Origin of the sequence: Paenibacillus cymbidii (assembly GCF_004764705.1) — a bacterium.
GTDB classification, from domain to species: Bacteria; Bacillota; Bacilli; order Paenibacillales; family NBRC-103111; genus Paenibacillus_AN; species Paenibacillus_AN cymbidii.
The window spans coordinates 87,756-108,750 of the sequence record NZ_SHLX01000017.1; the positions used below are offsets into that span (position 1 = coordinate 87,756).

The 20,995-nt window shown below is 58.3% G+C and carries 22 protein-coding genes; 10 read left to right on the forward strand and 12 right to left on the reverse strand.

Going from position 1 to position 20,995, the window contains the following annotated elements:
* Positions 1-164: 164 nt before the first annotated feature.
* Both EXY20_RS22500 and EXY20_RS22505 read right to left on the reverse strand, forming a co-directional pair.
* Positions 165-1,778, reverse strand: coding sequence for a helix-turn-helix domain-containing protein (locus EXY20_RS22500; RefSeq protein WP_167859436.1), 1,614 nt, complete (start codon positions 1,776-1,778; stop codon positions 165-167).
* A gap of 54 nt (positions 1,779-1,832) precedes the next feature.
* Positions 1,833-3,620, reverse strand: coding sequence for a sensor histidine kinase (locus EXY20_RS22505; protein ID WP_135554367.1), 1,788 nt, complete (start codon positions 3,618-3,620; stop codon positions 1,833-1,835).
* 192 nt (positions 3,621-3,812) lie between these two features.
* Here EXY20_RS22505 and EXY20_RS22510 point away from each other — a divergent pair, with 192 nt between their 5' ends.
* Genes EXY20_RS22510 through EXY20_RS22520 form a run of 3 tightly spaced genes read left to right on the forward strand, consistent with a single transcriptional unit; the run spans position 3,813 to position 5,176 of the window.
* Complete coding sequence (locus tag EXY20_RS22510) at positions 3,813-4,166, forward strand: ArsR/SmtB family transcription factor (protein ID WP_135554368.1); 354 nt, start codon at positions 3,813-3,815, stop codon at positions 4,164-4,166.
* Complete coding sequence (locus EXY20_RS22515) at positions 4,166-4,657, forward strand: SRPBCC family protein (protein ID WP_135554369.1); 492 nt, start codon at positions 4,166-4,168, stop codon at positions 4,655-4,657. Before EXY20_RS22510 ends, EXY20_RS22515 begins: the two co-directional genes overlap by 1 nt.
* A gap of 24 nt (positions 4,658-4,681) precedes the next feature.
* Positions 4,682-5,176, forward strand: a complete 495-nt coding sequence (locus tag EXY20_RS22520) for a VOC family protein (RefSeq protein ID WP_135554370.1) — start codon at positions 4,682-4,684, stop codon at positions 5,174-5,176.
* A 67-nt stretch (positions 5,177-5,243) separates the two neighbouring features.
* On the opposite strand, the gene EXY20_RS22525 is transcribed toward EXY20_RS22520, so the two are convergent.
* Positions 5,244-5,600 carry a group I truncated hemoglobin gene (locus EXY20_RS22525; protein ID WP_167859437.1) on the reverse strand — a complete coding sequence of 119 codons (357 nt, stop codon included), beginning with the start codon at positions 5,598-5,600 and terminating at the stop codon, positions 5,244-5,246.
* A 180-nt stretch (positions 5,601-5,780) separates the two neighbouring features.
* On the opposite strand from EXY20_RS22525, the gene EXY20_RS22530 reads away from it, so the two are divergent.
* From EXY20_RS22530 to EXY20_RS22540, 3 genes are all read left to right on the forward strand, one after another.
* Complete coding sequence (locus EXY20_RS22530) at positions 5,781-7,457, forward strand: putative bifunctional diguanylate cyclase/phosphodiesterase (protein WP_135554372.1); 1,677 nt, start codon at positions 5,781-5,783, stop codon at positions 7,455-7,457.
* A gap of 236 nt (positions 7,458-7,693) precedes the next feature.
* Positions 7,694-9,484: an RNA polymerase sigma factor gene (locus EXY20_RS22535; RefSeq protein ID WP_167859438.1), complete on the forward strand. Its 1,791-nt coding sequence runs from the start codon at positions 7,694-7,696 to the stop codon at positions 9,482-9,484.
* Entirely contained in the window at positions 9,481-10,599 is a 1,119-nt protein-coding gene (locus tag EXY20_RS22540) for an ABC transporter substrate-binding protein (RefSeq protein WP_167859439.1), read from the forward strand. Before EXY20_RS22535 ends, EXY20_RS22540 begins: the two co-directional genes overlap by 4 nt.
* An 18-nt stretch (positions 10,600-10,617) precedes the next feature.
* On the opposite strand, the gene EXY20_RS22545 is transcribed toward EXY20_RS22540, so the two are convergent.
* Genes EXY20_RS22545 through EXY20_RS22555 form a run of 3 tightly spaced genes read right to left on the reverse strand, consistent with a single transcriptional unit; the run spans position 10,618 to position 12,279 of the window.
* A complete protein-coding gene (locus tag EXY20_RS22545) occupies positions 10,618-11,589 on the reverse strand; it encodes an NAD(P)-dependent alcohol dehydrogenase (RefSeq protein ID WP_135554375.1) in 972 nt (323 codons plus the stop codon).
* A 20-nt stretch (positions 11,590-11,609) separates the two neighbouring features.
* On the reverse strand, positions 11,610-11,831 hold the full coding sequence (locus tag EXY20_RS22550; protein ID WP_135554376.1) for a helix-turn-helix transcriptional regulator: 222 nt from the start codon (positions 11,829-11,831) through the stop codon (positions 11,610-11,612).
* A 1-nt stretch (position 11,832) separates the two neighbouring features.
* Positions 11,833-12,279: a hypothetical protein gene (locus EXY20_RS22555; RefSeq protein WP_135554377.1), complete on the reverse strand. Its 447-nt coding sequence runs from the start codon at positions 12,277-12,279 to the stop codon at positions 11,833-11,835.
* Between the two features lie 308 nt (positions 12,280-12,587).
* Here EXY20_RS22555 and EXY20_RS22560 point away from each other — a divergent pair, with 308 nt between their 5' ends.
* Entirely contained in the window at positions 12,588-12,956 is a 369-nt protein-coding gene (locus EXY20_RS22560; RefSeq protein WP_135554378.1) for an Rpn family recombination-promoting nuclease/putative transposase, read from the forward strand.
* A gap of 166 nt (positions 12,957-13,122) precedes the next feature.
* Here the strand turns inward: EXY20_RS22560 and EXY20_RS22565 are convergent, their stop codons facing one another.
* Genes EXY20_RS22565 through EXY20_RS22580 form a run of 4 tightly spaced genes read right to left on the reverse strand, consistent with a single transcriptional unit; the run spans position 13,123 to position 16,525 of the window.
* Entirely contained in the window at positions 13,123-13,440 is a 318-nt protein-coding gene (locus tag EXY20_RS22565) for a lipid-A-disaccharide synthase N-terminal domain-containing protein (protein ID WP_135554379.1), read from the reverse strand.
* 3 nt (positions 13,441-13,443) lie between these two features.
* Complete coding sequence (locus EXY20_RS22570; RefSeq protein WP_135554380.1) at positions 13,444-14,151, reverse strand: glycosyltransferase family 2 protein; 708 nt, start codon at positions 14,149-14,151, stop codon at positions 13,444-13,446.
* Position 14,152: 1 nt separating this feature from the next.
* On the reverse strand, positions 14,153-15,166 hold the full coding sequence (locus tag EXY20_RS22575; protein ID WP_135554381.1) for a GDP-mannose 4,6-dehydratase: 1,014 nt from the start codon (positions 15,164-15,166) through the stop codon (positions 14,153-14,155).
* A gap of 30 nt (positions 15,167-15,196) precedes the next feature.
* The gene (locus tag EXY20_RS22580) at positions 15,197-16,525 is read right to left on the reverse strand and encodes a UDP-glucose dehydrogenase family protein (protein ID WP_135554382.1); all 1,329 of its coding nucleotides are present in this window, start codon (positions 16,523-16,525) and stop codon (positions 15,197-15,199) included.
* A 338-nt stretch (positions 16,526-16,863) separates the two neighbouring features.
* On the opposite strand from EXY20_RS22580, the gene EXY20_RS22585 reads away from it, so the two are divergent.
* The 3 genes from EXY20_RS22585 to EXY20_RS22595 all read left to right on the forward strand — a co-directional run bounded on the left by EXY20_RS22585 (position 16,864) and on the right by EXY20_RS22595 (position 18,877).
* Positions 16,864-17,322 (forward strand): MarR family winged helix-turn-helix transcriptional regulator, encoded by a 459-nt coding sequence (locus EXY20_RS22585; RefSeq protein WP_167859440.1) that lies wholly within the window; start codon positions 16,864-16,866, stop codon positions 17,320-17,322.
* Between the two features lie 649 nt (positions 17,323-17,971).
* Entirely contained in the window at positions 17,972-18,319 is a 348-nt protein-coding gene (locus EXY20_RS22590; protein ID WP_407944933.1) for a PadR family transcriptional regulator, read from the forward strand.
* A gap of 3 nt (positions 18,320-18,322) precedes the next feature.
* Entirely contained in the window at positions 18,323-18,877 is a 555-nt protein-coding gene (locus EXY20_RS22595; protein ID WP_135554384.1) for a DUF2812 domain-containing protein, read from the forward strand.
* A gap of 82 nt (positions 18,878-18,959) precedes the next feature.
* On the opposite strand, the gene EXY20_RS22600 is transcribed toward EXY20_RS22595, so the two are convergent.
* Both EXY20_RS22600 and EXY20_RS22605 read right to left on the reverse strand, forming a co-directional pair.
* The gene (locus tag EXY20_RS22600) at positions 18,960-19,613 is read right to left on the reverse strand and encodes an SGNH/GDSL hydrolase family protein (protein WP_135554385.1); all 654 of its coding nucleotides are present in this window, start codon (positions 19,611-19,613) and stop codon (positions 18,960-18,962) included.
* On the reverse strand, positions 19,610-20,980 hold the full coding sequence (locus EXY20_RS22605) for a hypothetical protein (RefSeq protein ID WP_135554386.1): 1,371 nt from the start codon (positions 20,978-20,980) through the stop codon (positions 19,610-19,612). The genes EXY20_RS22600 and EXY20_RS22605 overlap by 4 nt, the downstream gene beginning before the upstream one ends.
* Positions 20,981-20,995: the final 15 nt, after the last annotated feature.

Below are 20,995 nucleotides of genomic sequence, written 5' to 3' on the forward strand. Positions count from 1 at the left end.
CGGCTTGCTTCTTATTGTCGCATGGCTCCGCCGGTCAGGTAAGGCATTCTCGTGACCTGGCGAAGCCGCTTTGGTGACTCGCAGCTCGCGGACATGCCCGCCGGTACGCAGAACGCCGCAACCGGTGGGCAAGCCGGCTGCGGCGCATTTGCGTCGGATTCGGTTTATTTGGACGACTGACGCCGATACTCCTGAGGCGATACGCCGAACGTCTTTTTGAACATTTTGCGGAAGTGGGAGAAGTGGTTGAAGCCGATCGATTCGGCGATGTCGCCGATGCGTTGGTCCGATTCCGCCAGCCGTTTGCCGGCCAGCTTCATTCGCCGCTCGAGCATGTAGTCGGAAATCGAAACGCCGGTTTCCCGCTTGAACAGGCGCGACAAGTAGGATGGGTTGAGAAACACGTGCTGCGCCAGCTCCTGGCGGGATACATTTTCGTGCAGATGTTCGTCGATGTACCGTTTCACCTTTTCAATCCACTCGTTCTGGTCGCTGGTCAATTGCACGTCGAGCAGCGTTTCGAGCTGCGCCAATGCCTTGTGCGTCCACTCGCGCAGATGCCGCAACGACCGCATGGCCGTATCGCGATCCAGCAGCACTGTGCGAATCGCTTCGAGCGAGCTGCCTTTCCGGTGCAGCGCGCGAGAGAACAAGTAGACCAGGCCGTGGTACATCTGCAGCAGCGAATCGGCCGAAGGGTGAAGCTCGTCCTCCAACTGCGCATACAAGTGCGCCATTCGTTGGCGGAACGTTTCCAACTGGCTGTTGTCCAGCAGCGCGCCCCATTCGATAAAATCGGGAACGGCGGCCGGCAGGGAGGCGGCCGGCCGGTCTTGCTCCGCTTCCGCGGGGAACCGGATCACTTCCCGGGAGCTGAGCACGCTGTTGCGTTCCAGCTCGACCAGTTGGCGATGCGAGTCGGCCAACTGGCCGAGCGCCGTCGCCCGGCCGATATAACACGACAACGAGCAGTGGAAATACGTGTGCGCCGCTTCGATAAACTGCCTGCAGCGCCGCTCGACCTGGGCTACGTCCGTCGCGACGTCCCGCTGCCAGATCAGCAGCCACAGCGCGCCTCCCCGGTCCTGCACCGTTTCGCCGCCCATATCGCCGAGAATGATTTCTTCCGCCGCTTTGCGGAGCGCAAATTCCATAATCGCTTCGTCCTGGGTCGACATCTCCATATGCCAATGCTCGACGCTGACCAGCACCGGCATCGCCGCATCGCGATGCGTCAGGGGGAGCCGATAGCGCGCCAACGTTTCATCGAGCACGCCCGGCGAAGCCGCGATGCGCCGCGCGAGCAAATCTTGCCAGAACCGTTCGGTCAAGACGGGCGCTTGCTGCTCCCATAGTGTCTTGTACGTGCGCAGCACTTCGTAATCGGCGTTCCATTCCTGCTGCTGCTTCACCCCGCGCAAGGCGCGGGCGACCGTGTCGAACAGGACGCCATAGTCGACCGGCTTGAGCATATAGGCGAAACAATCCAGCTGCAGCGCCCGCTGGGCATATTCGAAGTTGGCGTGCCCGGTCAGCACGATCGTTTCGGTGTCCGGCCGGTGCTCGTTGACCCACGCGACCAGATCGAGCCCGCTGCCGCCTCTCATCTCGATATCCGCCAACAGCAGGTCGATCCGGCGCTCGCCGAACACGCGGATCGCTTCCTCGACATTATGGGCGGCGTACACGCCGGTTATGTCGGCGCTCGCCCAGTCGATCGACTCGCATATGCTTTGCACCGTCCACTTCTCATCGTCGACAACGAGCATTCCATACATCTGCATTTCCTCCCGGGCTTCGGCCGGCTGCGTGCGGCCTTTACGGCGCCTTTATTATGCCATATCCGTTGCGGGCGAAACAGCGCCGCCGGTGACTTCCCGCCGCAGGTTTGGTGCTCTGTCGGCAGCCGCCGGCAGCACCAGGCGAACCAGCGCCCCGCCGCCGGACGAATGGCCAAATTCCACCTGCGCCTGCGGCCCCCAATGCAGCCGCAATCTTCTTCTGACATTCCAGATTCCGACGTGCTCGCGCGGTTCGTATGTTTGCTCGTCCGCCGCGTTCAAGAGGGTCAACTGCCCGGTGGTCAGCCCGGGCCCGTTATCGGCCACCGCAATGGCAAGGGTGTTGCCGTCTTCCGCCCATGCGGCTTCGATGCGCAGGTGGAACGGGTGCTGTACTTTGGAAAACCCGTGGACGATCGCATTTTCGACAAACGGCTGAATCGACAGCGGCGGCACGAGCACCTCGGCCAACGGTTCGGCAACAACGATTTCGTACTGCAGCTCGTTAGGGAAACGCAGGCGTTGAATTTCCAAATAGTTGCGGATATGCTTCAATTCGTCGCGCAGCGGCACCGGCTTGTCGTTCTGCTGGATGATGAAGCGGAAGTAGTCTGCCATGTGCAGCGCCATCTTCTGGATCGAGGCGTAATCCTTCAGCGCGCCGAAACTGTAAATGATCGTAAGGCAATTCATCAGAAAATGGGGGTTGATCTGCATTTGCAGCTGCTTCATTTCGGCTTCCTGCGCCTTCAGCTTCCCTTCATACACGCCGATCGTCAACGCTTCGATTTCTTGCGCCATGACATTAAACGTCTGGGCGATCGGTTTGAAATCGCCGAAGGAGCCGACGTTCATGCGCGTGTTCAGGTCCCCGCTGCCGATATTCCGCATGCCGCGGATGACTTCTCCCATGGGACGGATGAGCACTTTTTGCAGCACCAGAATGTAGATCAGGAAAATGACCGCCAGCACGATCGGGATGTAATAAATCGTGCGCTGGAAAACGAGCAGCGACGTCAGCAGCTGCTTCTCTTCGGAAACGATATGCAATTGCAGCCGCAGCAGCGAGGAGGAGGCGCCGACGGCGATATACGAGTTTCGCCCTTCGTCGAACGTATAATAGGGCGCTTGCAGCGAAAAGGGGTAGTCAAGCAGCGCTTCCTTCGTTCGCGGAGACAACTCCGGGCTGTCTTTCAGCAGCGACTGGCCGTTGTCCGCAAGCAGTACCGCCGTGCCGTCGCCAAGCGCAAGCGAAGCAAGCGGCGCCAGCAATTCGTCGATGTGGAACCAGACCCCGACGTAAATGCCGCTGTTGTACGTCGATTCGTACATGCGCAGCAGTCCGCGCCCGCCCGGCCCGGCAACGACGGTCCATTGCTCGGTCGGCACGTGCTCCGCGAGAATGGCCGTCACCGCCTGGCGCATATCGCCGGATTCGGTCGATGTCTGAAACCGCTGCGAACCCGTCAGATCGCCGGCAGGTTGGTTGTAGATGAAGTAGGATGCCTTGTTCTCCATATTGCTCATGCTCGAAGCGAGCCGGTTGAAGGCATAGTATTTGGCCAGCATGTAGTCGGCCGTGCCCGCGCCGTACCGTTCGATCGTCTTGAGGTCGGGATCGTTCGATATATACGTGTATACTTGTTTGTCGGCCGACAGCAGCGTCTGGTCGAGCTGCTTCATGAACATGTAGAGCAGGTTGTAGGTGGATTGCGACGATTTGACCCGCACCTCGTTCATGCCGTATTGGTTGACGTAATACAAATAGGCGACCAGGGGCATAATGACAAGCAACAGCGCACTGATCAGCTTCAATCGCAGGCGCGATTTGGTATGCATCGGCTCCACCCATTTCGAAAACGTTTTCAACACGTCCTATTATGATAGTGCATAAACAGTCTGGCGGGCAACTGGAGCAAGGAGTCGATATCGTTCTTAATTAAGTATTTATTTGATAAAGGATTTGATTTATTATAGTTTCATGGTCGACGATTCGATTGCACGCTGAAAGGAGTGAAGCGACGAAGCCCTATGCCGAACGACATTTTTTCCGCACTGGCCGATCCGACGCGCCGCCGCATAATGGAAATGCTCGCCGACCGCGAGGAGTTTCCGGCAACGGAAATTCACCACCGGTTCCCGGTCAGTCCGCAGGCCATCTCCCAGCATCTGAAGATTTTGCGCGAAGCGAATCTGGTCCATGTGGAGAAGCGGGCGCAGCAGCGGATCTACCGCATCAATACGGAGGCGATGGAGCAGTTGGAAGCGTGGTCCCGCAACATGAGACAGCGGTGGAGCAAACGACTGGATACATTGGAAGCCGTCTTGAAGGCGGAAATGGTGAAAACAGCCGAGGCACAGGCCCGACAGGAGGACACTGACTGATGCAAAACGCAAATAAAAAAGACTTGACGATCGTTCGCGTGTTGGACATTCCGATCGAGATGGTGTGGAGAGGCTGGACCGATCCGAAGCTCGTCCGGCTATGGTGGGGGCCGGCCGACTATACGTCGCCGTCCTGCGAAATCGATTTGCGCGAGGGCGGCCGTTATTTGTTCTGCATGCGCGCGCCGCAGGAGCAAGGAGGACAAGATTTTTACTCCACCGGCATCTACTCGACCATCATTCCCATGGAGCGGTTGGAATTTACGCAGCACCTGTCGGACCCGGACGGAAACCCGATCGACCCTGCCCAAGTCGGCATGCCGGCGGATTTTCCATTCGAAGTCAGGCTTGAGATCACGTTCAAAGCGCTGGATGGCGGCCGGACCGAATTGACGATCGTGGAGCACGGCTGGTCTGAAGGACACATGTCCACCTTGGCTGAACTGGGCATGCGCCAGTCGCTCGACAAGTTTGCGGCCAGCATCGGGTAACCAATGGGAAGGAGATGAATGTTCATGCAAAGCGTCCAAAAGATTTCCCCGTCCCTGTGGTTCGACCATCAGGCGGAAGAAGCCGTCGAGCTGTATGTTTCGATTTTCAACCACTCGAAGATCGTGAGCGTCAACCGATTCGGCGAAGGGGCGCCTTTCCCGGCGGGAACGCTGATGTCCGCCACGTTCGAGCTGGAAGGACAACGGTTCATGGCCTTGAACGGGGGCCCGGCTTTTCAGTTCACCGAGGCGATTTCGTTCTTCGTAAGTTGTGAAACGCAGGAGGAAATCGACAACCTGTGGGAGAAGCTGACGGCTGACGGCGGAAAAGAAGGCAGATGCGGCTGGCTGAAGGACAAGTTCGGCGTATCGTGGCAAATCGTTCCGGATGTGCTGGGCGAGCTGATGGGCAGCAAGGATGCGGAGAAGGCCGGGCGGGCGATGCAGGCGATGTTCCGCATGAACAAACTGGATATCAACGGGTTGAAGGAAGCGTACGAGGGGGCAAGCCAGGGTTAAGCTTGCGCGCGGCAGAGGGTTCGGCCGGCAAGCCTTTCCGCGGGAGAGGCCGCCGGTCTTTTTTTGCTTAAGAGGAGATGATCTGCTCCTTGTAGGATGCGATCTTCTCCATCACGGCCTCGATGTCCGCCGGGCTGACGTTGCAGCGCCGGAGGGCGGTTTGCAAATGCTCCGCCACCGCGTCGAAATGGGCTTCGGTCAAGTGCAAAGCGCTATGGGCGTTGCGCATGGAGCGTCCGGTATACTGCTCGGGCCCGCCCAGAATCGAAGAGAGGAAGCTGAGCTGATGCTGCCGCAGCCTGACCATATCGATGCCGGCAAAAAAACCGTTGACGCGCTCATCCTGCAGAAGCAGCGTATAAAATTCGTCCACGACGCGAAATAACAATTTTTCTCTTCCCAGCCGCTCGAAGAGCCCTTCCATCTTCTGTCCTCCTTCGTCCTTTCTTTCATTATATCGGCAAACGAGCGGAAAAAATGTGTTTTTTGGCAGAAGCGGCACGTTTTTTGCAGGGTAATGGAAACCGGCAGCGAATTTCATCGTATAGCGAAAGCAAAGACAAGCCGGGATGTGTTGGAGCGGCAGGGGGCGGAACCGTAGGTTATGGAGTTGGACGAACGTCTGATCGAGGATGCGAATTGTTATCGGCGGCTGGTGGAGATGTCTTTCGACACGATCGTCATTTATCAGGACTATAAAATCGTGTTTATCAACGATACAGGGGTCCGTATCATGGGCGCGCCGAGAGAGCAGTTGCTCGGCCAGCCGATTCTTCGGTTCATCCCTCCCGCGTATCACGCGCTTATCCAGGAGCGGGCCCGGTACATGTTCACCGTCGGCAAACAAACCGAACCGGTCGAGATTGAAGTCAATACGATGCAGGGCCAGACGCTGGAAGTGGAAGTGACCGGCATCGCCATCACGTACGAGCGTGCTCCCGCTGTGCTGACCATCATTCGCGACATCCAAGGCCGCAAGCGGCAGCAGCGGGAAATGGAGCACCTGGCCTACCATGACAGCTTGACCGGCTTGCCCAATCGCAGATGGTTCGAAAGGCACGCGTTTTCGTTGCTGCAGCATGCGGAGGAGAACGATCGGCAAGCTTGCCTGTTTTTTATCGATTTCGACATGTTCAAGCATGTCAACGATTCCTTCGGCCATCAGTTCGGCGATTTGCTGCTGCAGGAAATTTCCAATCGGCTGCTGGACGACATGACAGAGCACCGGCATTGCATTCGAATGGGCGGGGACGAGTTCGCCCTGCTGCTGCTCGACATCCGGAGCGAGGAGGAAGCGTTCCGCCACAGCGAGCGTATCCTCGAGAAGTTTCGTTTGCCGTTCGAGCTGATGGGGATTCCGTTCCATTCGACCTGCAGCATCGGCATCGCCATGCTGCCGGAGCACGGCGCGACGTCGTACAAGCTGCTGAAATCGGCGGACATCGCCTTGCACCAAGCCAAGCTGAGCCGCAACTGCGCCATCATGTACTCCCATCACATGGAGCAGCATTCAATGAATGTGTTGACGATCATCAGCGACATTCACCAGGCGCTGCGGCAGGGATGGCTTGTGCTGCATTATCAGCCGCAGTTCCATATGGAAACGGGGAAGCTGCTCGGTACGGAGGCATTGATTCGGCTGCAGCATCCGGATAAAGGCATGCTTTCTCCCGGCTCGTTCATTCCCGTCGCCGAAATGACCGGTCTGATCGTCCCGATCGGCCGGTGGATTCTGTTCGAGGCTTGCCGGCAGAACATGCGGTGGCTGGGGATGGGCATGCCGCCCATGACCATCTCCGTCAATATCGCGATGCGGCAGTTTCAGGAGAACGATTTCGTCCAGTCGGTGTTTGCCGCGCTGCAGGAAACCGGCATGCCGGCCGAATTGCTCGAGCTGGAAATTACGGAAAGCTGCGCGTCCGACACGCCCAAGCTCGAGCAGGTGCTGCACGAGCTGCGGCCGCTTGGCGTGCAGATCAGCATCGACGATTTTGGCACGGGATACAGCTCGTTAAGCCATCTCAGCCGGCTGCGCGTGGACAAGCTGAAGATCGACCGCTCCTTCATCGTTCAGATGTTGGAGCATGAACGGGACGAAAATCTGGTGCGGACGATCATCAGCATCGCGCACAACCTGAATATGAAAGTGGTGGCCGAAGGCATGGAGACGCACCTCCAGGCCCATAAGCTGAAAGGCTGGGGCTGCGATATCGCCCAGGGCTACTTCTACGCCAAGCCGCAGAAGCCGGAACAGATCTATGAGCTGTATGGCAGCGCGTAGCGGCGGCCCATATTTCTGCCGAGCATAAACAAGCCCGACTCCCTTCCGGTTCGGAAAGGAGGCGGGCTTTCTTCATCGCGGCAGAGAACACAATCCGTCCGACAAACGACAGGTAACTTTCCCGAAGGAAAGGAATTTGCCAAAAAAAAGAGAAATGAGATCCAATCGTGTTCAAATCGGGGAAACGAAAGGCATCTTTCTTGATGAGGCGGGAGAAGCCGGGGAGGAGGGGCGGTATGGAATCGAGGCACGGGGCAGCGTCGTACGGAAAGGAAACGGATCCCGCTGTTGCGGAACAAGCGTTGGTGGAGCGGGCGCGCCAGGGGGATACGGAGGCGTTCGGCGAATTGTTCGAGCAGCACCGGAACGGGCTCCGCGGTTATGCGGAGCGGATGACCGGCGACGGATATATGGCGGACGATATTGTGCAGGATGCATTCGTGAAGGCATTCCTGCATCTCGGTTCGCTCGCCGATCCGGGCCGGTTTCGCCCGTGGTTGTTCCGCATCGCAAAAAATCAGGCGAACATGCGCCTGCGGCGCGGCGGTCCTTATCGCCGGGAGCATCCGTTTGCGGCCATGCAGCAGGGCTATCCGGGCCATGGCAACGCCGGCGTCGATTGGGATGACCTCGACAGCGTGCTGCATCATCTGGCGCGGCGGTCCTCGCATGCGGCGGCGGAGGAACAGGATCCGGCCGAAAGCCTGCTGCGCAAGGAATTATACGAAACGATCCACGCGCTGCTGCTTGGTTTGACGGCGAGGGAGAGGGACATTTTTCAGGCGTTTTTCTTCCGGCAGCTCCGCCCCGAAGAAATCGCATCGCTGTATGAACTGTCGACCGGTTCGGTGTATACGTACATCTACCGCACCCGGCAGAAGCTCGGCAAGCAGCATGCCCGAGTCTTCCCCGGCCCGCCAACCGATTCGCAAGGAGAGGGCGCTATGAACAAACGCAGCCTGCTGCAGCTGCCGGACCGGACGGTGTCGCTGCTGCCCATGACGTCGTGGGTCGAAAGCATCGGCACGATGCTCGCCGCGCTGGATGATCGGCAGGATCCGGTGAAGTTGATGGGGATTTCTGCCGCCGCTTTTCGCATGAAAGTGTCGAACCGGACGACGTTTGCGGACAGTATGTACGTCTTTGATTGGAAGCGGCAGCTGCACGATTGTTTCGAAAAACTCGGTTATCGCATCACCGTGCTCAGCGGTCAGTTGGCGAATTCGCCGGTGCCGGTGCTGGGCGCCGTCGAGCGGTTTCCGGTCGTGCTGCCCATCGAGGAGTCGGTGCTCCCCTTCATCCGCAAGTATATCCAGCTCGGGCATCCGCTGCTCTATTTCGATACGTCGGCTTCCCGGCCGTATGTGCATGAATGGGCGGTGCTGTACGGCTACGACGACGACCGGCGAGCCGTCCGGGTAACGGACCCGATGCTCCCCGTAGGAAAATGGTTGTCTTACGACGACGTCGTCCACAATCCGGTACGGTTCCTGGCGGGCATCGACGGGAAAGTGCTGCCGGATGCCGCAGCCGGGCGTCGGGAGGAAGCCGCAACCCGGGAGTTCGCGGAAATGACGATCCGGTTTGCCGTTGCTTATGCGCGGAACGGATGCGAGTACCGGCCTACGACGGTTTATTTGCAGTATACGTCGGGATTGGCGGCGTACGACCGGTGGATCGGTTTTCTGCGGGATCCTTACCATCTGCCGAACCGCTACGGGATGGGCCATCTGGCGGCTTATTATGCGGAAACCAAACGTTTTGCCGCACGCTATTTGCAAAGTGTTCCCCTGCGTGCCGAAGCGATGAGATGGTGCTTGTTGGCTGCTGCAGCCTATGAGCAGGCTGCCGAGGAGTTCCGTTCGATATGCGGCATGGTTCCGTTTGTCCGGACGTCCGACATGCTTTCCGCCGAAACGCGGGAAGCCTGCGCCGTATCCCTCGGCAAGGCGAAGGAATTCGAAGCCGCCGCAATCGGCTATTTGGAGAAAGCTGTTTCCCATTCGACAGGAGGAAGATCGGAATGACCGACATTCGTATGATGACGGAAATCTCTTACCATATGCGGCAGGTGATGGCGGCCAAAGCCTCCTTCGAGCAAGCCAATCCGGGCGTTCGCATCCATATTGAACAGACGAAGGATTCGTTCGAGATCATGCAAGCCCTTCGGTCCGACGAGCCGCCGGATCTGATCGAAACGGGCGGGTTTCCGGTCGGCGATCCGGACGGCATTTTTCTCGATTTGCGTCCATACGTTGCCGATGTTGCCGGGCTGGAAGCGGATTTGTTCCCGGGGCTGATGCGGGTAGCGAAGCACGGCGGAACGCTGCCGGGACTGCCGATTGAAATCAGTTCGCCGTTGATCGTGTACGACAAAGACAAGTTCGACCGCGCCGGATTGGCTTATCCGACCGAGGAGTGGACGTGGGAAGAGATGGTGGAGCTGGGCCGCAAGCTTACCGTGCGAAATGAAGCCGGTGTCGCTTCCCAATTCGGCCTCGAGCTCGGGGTGGATATCGAATGGTTCGAGCCCTTCGTGATGCGGAACGGAGGGAGCTATATTGCGCCGGACGGGTCGACGTCGCGGGGATATGTGGACAGCGCGGCCGCCATTCAGGCGATGCGCCTGGTCGTTGACGCGTTTCGCGAACATCGTATCGTACGGCAGCCGGATGAACCTTGTTTGGCTTCTTCCTGGCATGAAGAGAGTGCGATGAAGTTTTGTTTCATGTGGGCTGCGGAATGTTGGCAACGGGAACGTCCGAACGCGCGCCTCGGCGTTGTCGGGTTGCCGAACATGCCCGGCGGGGAGCAAGCCAACATGGTTTATATGGGGGGAGCCGGCATAACGAGGCAGTCGCCTCATCCAAGAATCGCGTGGGCATTTTTGCGTCATTATTTGCTGGAGTGCCACTCCTGGATGCCGCCGGCCATTCGCTCGCAAGCGGAACAGCGGGGCATCGCCCGGCATCCGATATGGTCCCGGTACATCGCGGAGCTGGACCGCGTTCGCGTCAGCGGGTTCTTTATCAACCGGAAGTGGAACAACTCCCGGCAGCTGATCAACGAGGATATCCGCAGGATGATTCTGGACGGAGCGGACGTTGCGCAAACGGTAAAATCCTGGACGAGGTATACGTAAATTGGCTGCGGGTGCGGCTCATTCTCCGGACGGAACAAGGACGACATTTCCCTTCTTCCGTCCGGATTCCACATAGCGGTGCGCTTCGGCGATTTGCTCCAGCGGGTAGCGCCGGTCGATAACCGGCTTGATGATCCCGGCTTCGGCCAGTTTCCGGAGGAAATGAAGATTTTCCACGCGCTGCTTCAGCCCCGTAGCCGCAAAAATCGCCCGACGGCCGCGGCTTTTCGCCGTTCGCAGCATATGCAGCATGATGCCGGGCGTCGGGACGGTCGACAGGTAGATACCCGCAGGTGCAAGCGAATGTTTGCATTGCGGGAACGTCCTTTTGCCGACTGCGTCGAAAATCACGTCGTATGTCCGGCCGTTTCGCGTAAAATCGTCCCGGGTGTAGTCGATCACGCGGTCGGCTCCGAGCGAAGTCACGAACGCCGCATTGGCGGCGCTGCATACGCCGGTCACTTCCGCTCCGAAATGTTTGGCAAGCTGCACCGCATATGCGCCCACCGACCCGGAAGCGCCGTTGATCAGCACGTGTTGCCCGCGCTGCAGCTTCGCCTTGTCGCGAAGGAAAACGAGCGCCGTAAGCGCTCCGTCGCACAGTCCGGCCGCTTCCTCGAACGTCAGGTTGCCCGGCTTGGGGGCCACAAGCGACTCCTCCGGCAAGCACTTGTACTCGGCGTAAGTGCCGAAGGTGCGGGGGCTGATGCCGATCACCGGATCGCCCGGGGCAAAGGTGGCGACCTCCTTCCCGACGGCGTCGACTTCCCCGGCAAATTCCACGCCCAGCACGGCATATCGCGGCCGAACAAGCCCGTACATCAACCGGATAAAGAACGGATCGGCCTTGCGAAAAGCGCAGTCCGCCGGGGTAACGACGGCAGCCCGGATGCGGATGCGGATTTCGTTGTCGCCTGGAATCGGCCGGGGCATTTCGGCTACCCGAAGTGCGTCCGGGGAACCGTAACGGGAGCACACGATTGCTTTCATCGCTTCAAACCTCCACAAACTCAAGTTTGTTTTTCCTCCAGGAAGAATACGTCTTCCAGCGGCGTTCCGAAGGCGAGCGCAATGCGAAACGCCAGCTCCAGGGAAGGGGAATAGTTTCCTTTTTCGATGGCGACGATCGTTTGCCGGGTAACCCCCGCCTTATCCGCCAATTGCTGCTGGGTCATCTCGTCATGATGGAATCGCAATTTGCGCAAATTGTTGCCAATGGGCAGCTTCTCCATATCAGAACCCTCTTCGGTACAAAACGAGTTGTGTCATGACGCCGATCATTTCGGAAACGATGCCGGACAGCAGCAGAATGACGAACATCGTCGCAGTCGGCTTGTCCAGCACCAGCGATCCCATGGCCAGCAGAAAGCCGAGTACGAACGTATAATGGGAGTTGCGGGTTGCTTTCAGTTCGATCAGTTTGTCGCGCTCATCGGAAAAGGCGGGTTCCTTCTCCTTGGAGACGATTCGGTAAACGATGCTGAAGCCGATGAGGATCACGATTTTGGCGATGACGGACACCGGGATCAGGATCAAGATGACTGCTCCCCAGAAGCTGAACGCATCGGTCGAATCCATCGCGCTTTGCGGATAGTTTTGGAATACGTACAGGCAATACAGGCCGAAAATGACGATGCTGCCGATAAACGAAACGATCTGTTTGGTTTCCTGATACGACATGGAAGCTCATCTCCTAACTAATGAAGCCTTATTTTAGTAAAGTCTGATGAACATAATGTAATTAAAATCATACATAATGTCAAGTTTATTTTACATTAACAAAGATAAAGTTTGCGAGGGTCAGCGGCAAGATCAGGGTGGAAGTTTGTCCCAATTTATGCTGAACTAAAAATAATCTTCAATCGACACGGAAGCACCATGCCCGCAGCCGTTTTCTGCGCGCATCGGTGTTTTTTGCATTTTTGGCAGATGAACGGCGCGGAACAAATACGCACGAAAACGCCGCGATTTGACATTCGTGGTGTATAATGGAATCGATGGTTGAGTTTGATATCATTTTCTACTTGCTGATGGAGTTTCAATCCACGGTGGACATGGAGATGCCGTACCGGCTGCTGCTGTATCAAGTGGAGATTTGGCGGTACTACCTTCGCAATCGGGAGGAGAAGGGGCCGGGGCATTCGTTTGCTTTGCCTGCGATCGTTCCCATTGTGCTGTATAACGGGGAGCGCCCGTGGACAGCCAAGCGGCAATACGATCGGCGCCGTATTTCTGCTGGATCAATCGGCCGATCAGCCGTTATTGCAGGAGCGGTTGCGCAAATTGATGGAATCGATTCGGCACATGCCGGAAGATTTGCAAGGGCAATTTCTGAATTGGCTGGTTCATCTGATTAAAGGCCAACTGCCGCGCGATGACAACATGGTGGACCAACTGTTGCAAGAAGCAGCTCGGCTGAAAGCCGCCGCCGCAGGCAGGTCCCGGCATCGCCGCGCGATGAAACGTTGACGATGCCGGCCGGCGTATGGATGGCGTTGGCACACGCCGCGGCGAACAGACGCATCAGCCCTGTGCGTTGACGTTGTTCTGCTGCGACCCGGCCGCCGCGGCTTTGTCGCTGTTCTTCATGATGATCAAATTCCGCGCATAGATCAAAATGCCGGGAACCTGCCCCAGAATGAACACGGGGTCACGGCGGTAAATCGCGTAGATCGACAAGATGCTGCTGCCCAGTATGCTGAATGTCCAGAAGGAACGCGTGACGATGCTTTTTTTGGCTCTTTCGCTGGCGATCCATTGCAACACGAAACGGCCGGTAAACATGATTTGCCCGACCAGACCGAAACCGATCCACCACCACTCGCGCGCGCCGATGCTCATCGCCTATTCCTCACGGACCTGATAGTGAAACGACCGCCTGCGCATCCAGCCGATCACGATCGCATCCATCAGCCCAACGAAGGCACGGTTGAACACTCCGTATTTGGACGTCCCTGCCACCCGTTCCCGGTGCCGGACCGGCACCTCGATTACGCGGAAGCCGTTCATCCTCGCCAGCGTCGGCAGGAAACGGTGGAAGCCGGTGTACAGCGTGAAGCTCCCGGCAACCTCGCGTTTGAACAGCTTCATCGGGCAGCCGGTATCTTTGATCCGATCCCCGGTAATCCAGTTGCGGATGCCGTTTCCGACCTTGGACGACACTTTGCGCACCAGGTTGTCCTGCCGGCGCACCCGCGTTCCGTTGGCAAAGTCGTAATCCGCCATATACGGCATCAAATCGAAAATGTCTTCCGGGTACGTCTGCAAATCGCCGTCCATCAACGCGATCAGACGCCCTTCCGCCGCTTTCAGGCCGGAGGCGATCGCCGCGCTTTGCCCGCAATTGCGCAGAAAATGGACGATGCGCACGTTCGGATCCGCCAGAGCCAACTGATCGAGCTGCTCCGCGCTGCCGTCCGTACTGCCGTCATCCACCAGAATGATTTCATACGACTCCACGCGATGCGCCAGCGCATGGGTAATAGCCATGTGAAGCCGGGCAATATTGTCCTTCTCATTATACATGGGCACGACTACCGACAGCTCGATCATATTAACCCTCCTTTGTATACCATGCCACAAATTGGCGAATCCCTTCCTCGAAATCCGTCCGGGGCTCGTACCCGATCAACCGCTTCGCTTTGTCAATATTGGCGTAGGTTTTCGTCATGTCGCCGGGCTGCGGCGGAAGCTTGTCCAGCAGGGCCGGTTTGCCCAGCGCCCGCTCGAGCGTCTCGACCATGCGCCGCAAGGAAACGGTGCGGCTGTTGCCGAGATTGAGCACCTCGTATACCGATTCATGCTGTTCCACATAGTATAGCGCTTGGTGAATGCCATTTACAATATCTGCTATATACGTATAATCCCGTTGCGTCGAACCGTCGCCAAAGAAGGGAAGCGGCATCCCGCGCCCGATCATCCCGGCAAATTTTCGGATCGCCAGATCCGGCCGCTGCCGTTCGCCGTATACCGTAAAAAAGCGCAGCATCATCCCGTCGATCCCGTACAGATGATGGTACGTGTAGCCGAGCAGTTCGCAGCTTTTTTTGGTGGCGGCATAGAGCGAAATCGGCGTATCGACGGCATCCGTTTCGGCAAAAGGCACCTTCGCGTTGTTGCCGTAAACGGACGACGAGGAAGCGCAGAGCCACTTGCGAACGCCGGCTTGCCGCATCGCTTCCAGCAGCGTCACCGTTCCTCTGACGTTCACTTCCTCGAACAGCAGCGGCTGCTCCATCGACGCCCGTACGCCGGGCAGCGCCGCCAAGTGGATGACCGCATCGATCGGCTCCGAGCGGAAAATGCGCTCCAATGCGGCCGCGTCGCGAATATCGGCGATCTCCAGCCGGTACAGCGAGCCGGCGACGGTTTCCTGCAGCGCGGACAGAACCGCCGGCTTGTCTTCGTCCAGCGGAAAATCGGGCCGAACATGGCGCACTTTCAACCGGTAATCATACGTGCCTTCGAAGCTGTCGACATTGATCACGCGATGTCCGCTTGCCTGCAGGCTGTCGCACAGATGCGAGCCGATGAACCCCGCGCCGCCCGTAACCAGATACGTTGCCATAACGAATACGCCTCCTTGCTGCGTGTTTTCTTAAAGTCCGATCGGACGATAGTCGAACAGTTGCCGCACATCCGGGCGGCCGGCGAACAAATTGCGGAAATCGAACAGCAGATTGCCCGCCATGGCGGTCTGCAGCCGCCCCAGATCGAGGGCCAGAAACGCCGGCCATTCTGTGACAAGCACAACCGCATCGGCATTGGCTGCGCACTCGTACGCATCGGCCGCGTAGCGGAGGCGATCGTTCGTCGCGCCGAGCGCCCGCCGCGCTTGCGGCATGCCGTGCGGGCAATAAGCCTGGATGTCGGCGCCGAGCGCCAGCAAGCGGCGAATGATGTGCAGGCTGGGCGCTTCCCGCACATCGTCGGTGCCCGGCTTGAAGGACAAGCCGAGGATGCCGATCGTCCGGCCGGCCATATCGCCGTGCGGACCGAAGGCGGAAACAATACGCGCAACCAACCGGTTTTTATGCCGTTCGTTCGCTTCCACGGACGCCCGAACGGTCAGCAATTCCTGGCCGTGCTCCCGGGCGGCGGCAAGGATGGCGGCGTTGTCCTTGGGGAAGCAGCTTCCGCCATAGCCCGCCCCCGCTTTCAGAAAATGCGGCCCGATGCGCTCGTCCAATCCAAGCCCGTGCGCGAGCTCGGCCACATTCGCCCCCACCTGCTCCGCCAGCAGGGAAAATTCGTTGATAAACGATATTTTGAGCGCCAGAAAGGCATTGGATGCATACTTGATCATTTCGGCCGTTTCCGGGTTGGTCTGCAGGAACGGCACCGAACGATCGGCAAAATCCCGATACAGCCGCAGCAACGAAGCTCTTGCCGGTTCGCCGGAAGCGCCGATGACGATCCGGTTCGGATGCATCGCGTCGTGCAGCGCGGCGCCTTCCTTGAGAAATTCGGGGTTCATCGCGACATGGCACTCGTACGGAACCCCACGCTCGCGCAAAATCGCCCGAATCGCCGCTTCCACCTGCCGGGTCGTGCCGAGCGGCACCGTCGATTTCAGCACCAGCGTTTTGTCTCCGTTCATGCTTGTGCCGACCATCGCCGCCGCGTTCATCACCGCGTCGACATTTGGCCGCCCGTCATCCTGCGGCGGCGTCCCCACCGTGACCAACACTACTTCGCTTTGCCGAATCATATGCTCCAGATCGGTCGAAAATAACAGCATCTCCGTCTGCATGGCTTGTCGAACCGCCGTCTCCAGACCGGGCTCGTGAATCGGCACGAGTCCTTGCTTCAGCGTCTGGATTTTACCATGATCGACGTCCGTGCAAATGACGCGGTGGCCAAGCGCGGCCAGAACGGTTCCGTAAACCAGCCCGACATAACCCGTTCCCATGATCCCAACCTTCATCCGGCTTCACCTTCCCGTTATGGCATGGGCAGACGGCAATAGAAGGCATCGCAGCTTGCCGCATGCCTTTCCTCTCCCCGTGATCCTTGTTTCCTTGATTTCCGTTCCCGCTTGGCGATATGCTTCATATTAGTTCAATCTATCTAAGTTGTAAACCGGATTATGCTGAAAACAACACGTTTTCATCTTTTGTTTATTAGAAGATATGAATCAATTGAAAAACACGCTCTTAAGGTATGAATATGGGACTTGTTATCGGTTTATGTACGAAAGTGCTTTACAACGGGAGAAAAGATGCTTTACGATGGTTGCTATCAAGCAATGAGCGGGTGAAGAGGATGGGCAACGAATTTCGTGTCGACCGGGAGATGGTCGTCGGCGCTTATACGGAGTTGGTCCGGCAAATGTCGGCCAAGCGGATACGCCGGCTGGCGGAGCATTTGCGCAGCCGCGAGCTGTCGCTGAATCAATATTCGATTCTGAATATCGTGCATTACGAGGAAGGCTGTTCGTCCATCCAATTGGCGAACCGGCTGCAATTGAAAGCCGCTTCGATCACGTATCTGGTCGATTCCCTGGAGAAGAGAAAACTTGTCACTCGCGTGGAAAATCCGGAGGACCGCCGCAGCCATACGATTCATTTGACCGAAGAGGGGCTGGAGCTGGTCTGCGTGCCGGAAAATCATGCGGAAATGTTCGGGATGTTCGAGCAGCTCGGCCAGGACGAACTGGAAATGCTGTATTTGGCCATGCGGCTCATCCGCAGCAAATGCCTGGGCGAAGAACAGGAACATTAGCGGCGCGTCAATCTATCAAGGCGACCCCGACCGCCGTACGACCGAACTACCATGCCGACTGCCAGCGCAGTCGGTTTTTTTGATTTCATTGCCGCTGCGCTACTACCGTGAAGCAAATCTGCTCGTAGGCTGCCGGGTAACGAAAATAGCCCATAAAAAATGGCTTATTTGCCCGATTTGGGGCGCCTCGGCGGAAATAGCCAGTGAAAACATGGCTTATTTGCTCTGCCAGGCTCTGAATCAGGTGTTTTAGCCGAAATAGCCAGTGATTTCACTGGTTATTTTGATGGGGCGCCCCGTTTTTAGCGAAATAGGCAAGAAAACAGGGCCTATTTGCAAAGTTGTCGTCACGGAAAGGGGGGCGGCGGCGCGCTTGACGATAGTTAAAGCAGAGGCGAGGGGGCGGGAGCGGAGAGCGGGGGTTGGTATGGAGAAGCGGCAGCGTTCGCCTTTGTTTTCCGGATTCACCCTTGGCCTGATCGTTCGAAGAATCCGGAAAACAAGAAGCGATCGGAGTACCAACCCCCGCGCGCAGCGGGAGCCGGTTTCGCCGGTTATTTGCCGGTTGAAACGACTGAACTATATTGACACCCGATATATCTGATGATAATATATCGACATACGATATATCGACATTCGCAATAATGGGGTGGGGAAATTGACCAAATGGGAGGAAATGCTTCCCTTGACGGAAGCGTTCTACTACATTCTCATTGCACTCTGCGTCGAACCGCTTCACGGGTACGGCATTATGCAGTACAGCGAGAAGATGAGCGAGGGCCGGGTGAAAATCGGCGCCGGCACCCTGTACACCGCGCTTAATACGCTGCTGGGCAAAGGGCTGATCGATCATTATCCCGTTCCCGAAGGAACGGATGCGCGGCGGAAGATGTACGCAATCACGGAAGACGGCAGGGCGGTAGCGGCGGCGGAGATGGAGCGGCTGGAGCGGCTGCTGGCGGCGGGACGGCAAGCGATGAAGACGAGGGAGGAATAGCGGATGGCAGCGCCGATGGAAACGAAGTTTCGTCACTGGTGGACCTGGGATTACGAGAAGGAAGTGAAATGGATCAACGAGTGGTCGCGGCAAGGACTGCAATTTCGCCGGGCGGGGTTTCTTCGCAGCTCGTTCGAGCGCAATGCCGATGATCGCTATACGTACAGCCTGGATTTTCAGCAGGGGCTCGGGAAGGGCGACAAGCTGCGGGAATACAAGGAATTGTACCGGGAAGCCGGTTGGGAGTACGTTGCGACTTACGCGGGCATGTGGCATTATTTCCGCCGGCCGTGGGAGCCCGGAGAGACGCTCGCTCTTTACTCGGACCGGGAGTCGCTCGCCCAGCATTATCGGACCATTCGCCGCATGATGGGCACGATGCTGCTGCTCAATTTGGCCATCCTGCTGCTCAACATGGCCAACCTGCTCCCGCGATACGGCGACCGGTTATGGAGCATCGTTATACCGGTAGCGACGATTTACGCCGTACTGTTCGGCTTGCTCGGGTACGGTTATGCGAGGATGGGGAGAAAAATCAAACAAGTCAAGGGGAGATAACGGAAGGATGCGTCCCTCCGGTCGAAGAAGAGGCTGTCGCCGAGGTCGCACTTGCGCCTCGGCGGACAGCCTTTGCTTGGGTTCAGGACAAGAGGGGGCGGAGCTCGCCGATTGCCTTCAGCCATGCTTCCGCCAGCAGCGCATGACCGGCGGCCGTCAAATGGATGCCGTCCTTCGACCAGAAGGACGCGTCCGCCCGCGCGCAGGCGGCAGCCAGCAGGCCGTCCATCGGCACATAAGCCGCGCGGAACTCGCGGGCAAGCCGGCGGACGACGCCGATGCGCAGGTTCACGTCCTGCCGCCACAGCTCGTATTGCTCGCGGTTCGGCAGCAGGAACGGTTCGATCAGCACGAGCCGGGCGCCGAGCCGCTCGGTGGTCTGCTTCAGCAACTCGCGGTACACGGCCTCGAATTCCGCTTCGGTCGGCGACTGGTTCTCGAGCTTCGCCATCGCATTGTCGTTGATGCCGATCAATATCGAAACTACCGATGGCGCAAGGTCGAGGCAATCTGCCTGCCAGCGGTCGCGCAGCGACTTGACGGTGTTGCCGCCGAGACCGCGGTTCAGAAACGTTGCGCCGCTCTCCGGATAACGCGCGGAATACAGCGCGCTGGCCATCAGCACGTAGCCGCGCCCGGGATCGGCGTCGTGCTCGCGGCTGCGCCCGGCATCGGTGATGCTGTCGCCCTGGAACAGGACGACGGAGCCTGCGGAAAAGGGAAATAAGATCGTCATGCCCGCACCCCTCCGTTGTTCGTCCGGCGCAGCGTGATCGGGATTCGCCGCGGGCCGCCCGTCAGGTTGAAGCGGAACAGCGCGACTTGATCTTCGACGATTTTCGCTTCGATCGTTTCGGGACCGGCATCTTCGACGGCGAAGCCGGTCAGATCGTCCCAGTAAGCGAGCCCGAACGGCATCGGCCGCCAATAGCCGATTTCATAGACGATCTCGATCCGGTCCGCCTCTTTCATGTAATGCGTGACAAACACCGGCGGCACCGGCTCGCTAAACTCCTCCTGCATGCTCCACTTCCCGACATAATTGCGCATCATGCGCGGCTTGTTCTCCCCGCGCACGAACGCCAGCTGGCACTCCTTGTCGTAGTAGAACAGCGTATCCGGCCAAGGACCGAGTCCGATGCCGCCAAGCGTCATCGTATAGTCGTTGAGTTCCGGGCGAATCGCCGAATCGCTCGTCAGCATATAGACGGGAGCCGTCTCCGCATTGCGCTCGCGGTAGGCGCGAATCGCCGCCGGCAGCGTCGTGACGGTGACCGGGAATTGGCGAATGTACCGAAAGAACAAGTCCTGCATCGCATCGCACGCCTCCACGTGGGAGAACGGGTAAACGGCAAACCGTTCGCTCACTTCCATCTCGTGCGCTTCCTGATGCTGCAGGAAAAATACCTGGTCGTTGGCGTCCGTATTGCGCAAGTAGTCGTCGAACAGCCGCTTCCAATACTCGATATTATCGCCCGTACATAACCCGGCGCGCAGCACGTCGTTCGGGTCGGTCGAATATACGACCGGGCTGGCGGTGTGGTAACTGGAATGCAAGTCGCGAGCCGTCCATTCGCAAGCGACGAGACTGCCGCGACCGGGATGCGGCGCTTTGAATCGCTTCCCGTCCACGTACCAGAACCCCCACGGGATGCCCTGGTTCGTCAAGCCGTCCCACCAGACCTGCTCCCAGCAATAGCCCCACATGCCTTCGAAGCCGGCTTCCTCGAGAATGGCAATCGCGTCGCCGTCGGCGATGCCCGACCCGGCGATCTTCGTTGTCGCCCAAGGAAACGCTTCCTGCAGCGTGCGCCATTCCGCTTCGAGCAGCGCCAGCATCTTCGTCTTGTCCTTGCCGGCGTCCCGCGCGAAGTTCGGGCAGCGCATGATGACATCGTCGCCGTATTCGTCATGCCACTTGCGGATGCGGTTTCCGAGCACGGCGATCGAGCCGCTGTTGACGATCCAGGTGACGGGAATGCCGTGCTTGTGCGCCGTACGGGCGGTCCGGTCGACGCCTTCGTCCGGCGTCCCGCGCCCCCACGACGTATCGTAATGAGAGGCCATGCTTACGTACGTATAAATCAGGTGTTGCGGCTTCATGTCGGCCATTCCTTT

What these genes read in the sequence shown, in the direction of transcription:
- EXY20_RS22595 (WP_135554384.1), top strand. Translation starts at nt 18,323, where the DNA reads ATGGCAGCGCCGATGGAAACGAAGTTTCGTCACTGGTGGACCTGGGAT.
- EXY20_RS22585 (WP_167859440.1), top strand. Translation starts at nt 16,864, where the DNA reads ATGGGCAACGAATTTCGTGTCGACCGGGAGATGGTCGTCGGCGCTTAT.
- EXY20_RS22510 (WP_135554368.1), top strand. Translation starts at nt 3,813, where the DNA reads ATGCCGAACGACATTTTTTCCGCACTGGCCGATCCGACGCGCCGCCGC.
- EXY20_RS22570 (WP_135554380.1), bottom strand. Translation starts at nt 14,151, where the DNA reads ATGATCGAGCTGTCGGTAGTCGTGCCCATGTATAATGAGAAGGACAAT.
- EXY20_RS22600 (WP_135554385.1), bottom strand. Translation starts at nt 19,613, where the DNA reads ATGACGATCTTATTTCCCTTTTCCGCAGGCTCCGTCGTCCTGTTCCAG.
- EXY20_RS22545 (WP_135554375.1), bottom strand. Translation starts at nt 11,589, where the DNA reads ATGAAAGCAATCGTGTGCTCCCGTTACGGTTCCCCGGACGCACTTCGG.
- EXY20_RS22580 (WP_135554382.1), bottom strand. Translation starts at nt 16,525, where the DNA reads ATGAAGGTTGGGATCATGGGAACGGGTTATGTCGGGCTGGTTTACGGA.
- EXY20_RS22520 (WP_135554370.1), top strand. Translation starts at nt 4,682, where the DNA reads ATGCAAAGCGTCCAAAAGATTTCCCCGTCCCTGTGGTTCGACCATCAG.
- EXY20_RS22505 (WP_135554367.1), bottom strand. Translation starts at nt 3,620, where the DNA reads ATGCATACCAAATCGCGCCTGCGATTGAAGCTGATCAGTGCGCTGTTG.
- EXY20_RS22560 (WP_135554378.1), top strand. Translation starts at nt 12,588, where the DNA reads ATGGAATCGATGGTTGAGTTTGATATCATTTTCTACTTGCTGATGGAG.
- EXY20_RS22565 (WP_135554379.1), bottom strand. Translation starts at nt 13,440, where the DNA reads ATGAGCATCGGCGCGCGCGAGTGGTGGTGGATCGGTTTCGGTCTGGTC.
- EXY20_RS22605 (WP_135554386.1), bottom strand. Translation starts at nt 20,980, where the DNA reads ATGAAGCCGCAACACCTGATTTATACGTACGTAAGCATGGCCTCTCAT.
- EXY20_RS22525 (WP_167859437.1), bottom strand. Translation starts at nt 5,600, where the DNA reads ATGGAAGGGCTCTTCGAGCGGCTGGGAAGAGAAAAATTGTTATTTCGC.
- EXY20_RS22530 (WP_135554372.1), top strand. Translation starts at nt 5,781, where the DNA reads ATGGAGTTGGACGAACGTCTGATCGAGGATGCGAATTGTTATCGGCGG.
- EXY20_RS22550 (WP_135554376.1), bottom strand. Translation starts at nt 11,831, where the DNA reads ATGGAGAAGCTGCCCATTGGCAACAATTTGCGCAAATTGCGATTCCAT.
- EXY20_RS22540 (WP_167859439.1), top strand. Translation starts at nt 9,481, where the DNA reads ATGACCGACATTCGTATGATGACGGAAATCTCTTACCATATGCGGCAG.
- EXY20_RS22575 (WP_135554381.1), bottom strand. Translation starts at nt 15,166, where the DNA reads ATGGCAACGTATCTGGTTACGGGCGGCGCGGGGTTCATCGGCTCGCAT.
- EXY20_RS22535 (WP_167859438.1), top strand. Translation starts at nt 7,694, where the DNA reads ATGGAATCGAGGCACGGGGCAGCGTCGTACGGAAAGGAAACGGATCCC.
- EXY20_RS22515 (WP_135554369.1), top strand. Translation starts at nt 4,166, where the DNA reads ATGCAAAACGCAAATAAAAAAGACTTGACGATCGTTCGCGTGTTGGAC.
- EXY20_RS22500 (WP_167859436.1), bottom strand. Translation starts at nt 1,778, where the DNA reads ATGTATGGAATGCTCGTTGTCGACGATGAGAAGTGGACGGTGCAAAGC.
- EXY20_RS22555 (WP_135554377.1), bottom strand. Translation starts at nt 12,279, where the DNA reads ATGTCGTATCAGGAAACCAAACAGATCGTTTCGTTTATCGGCAGCATC.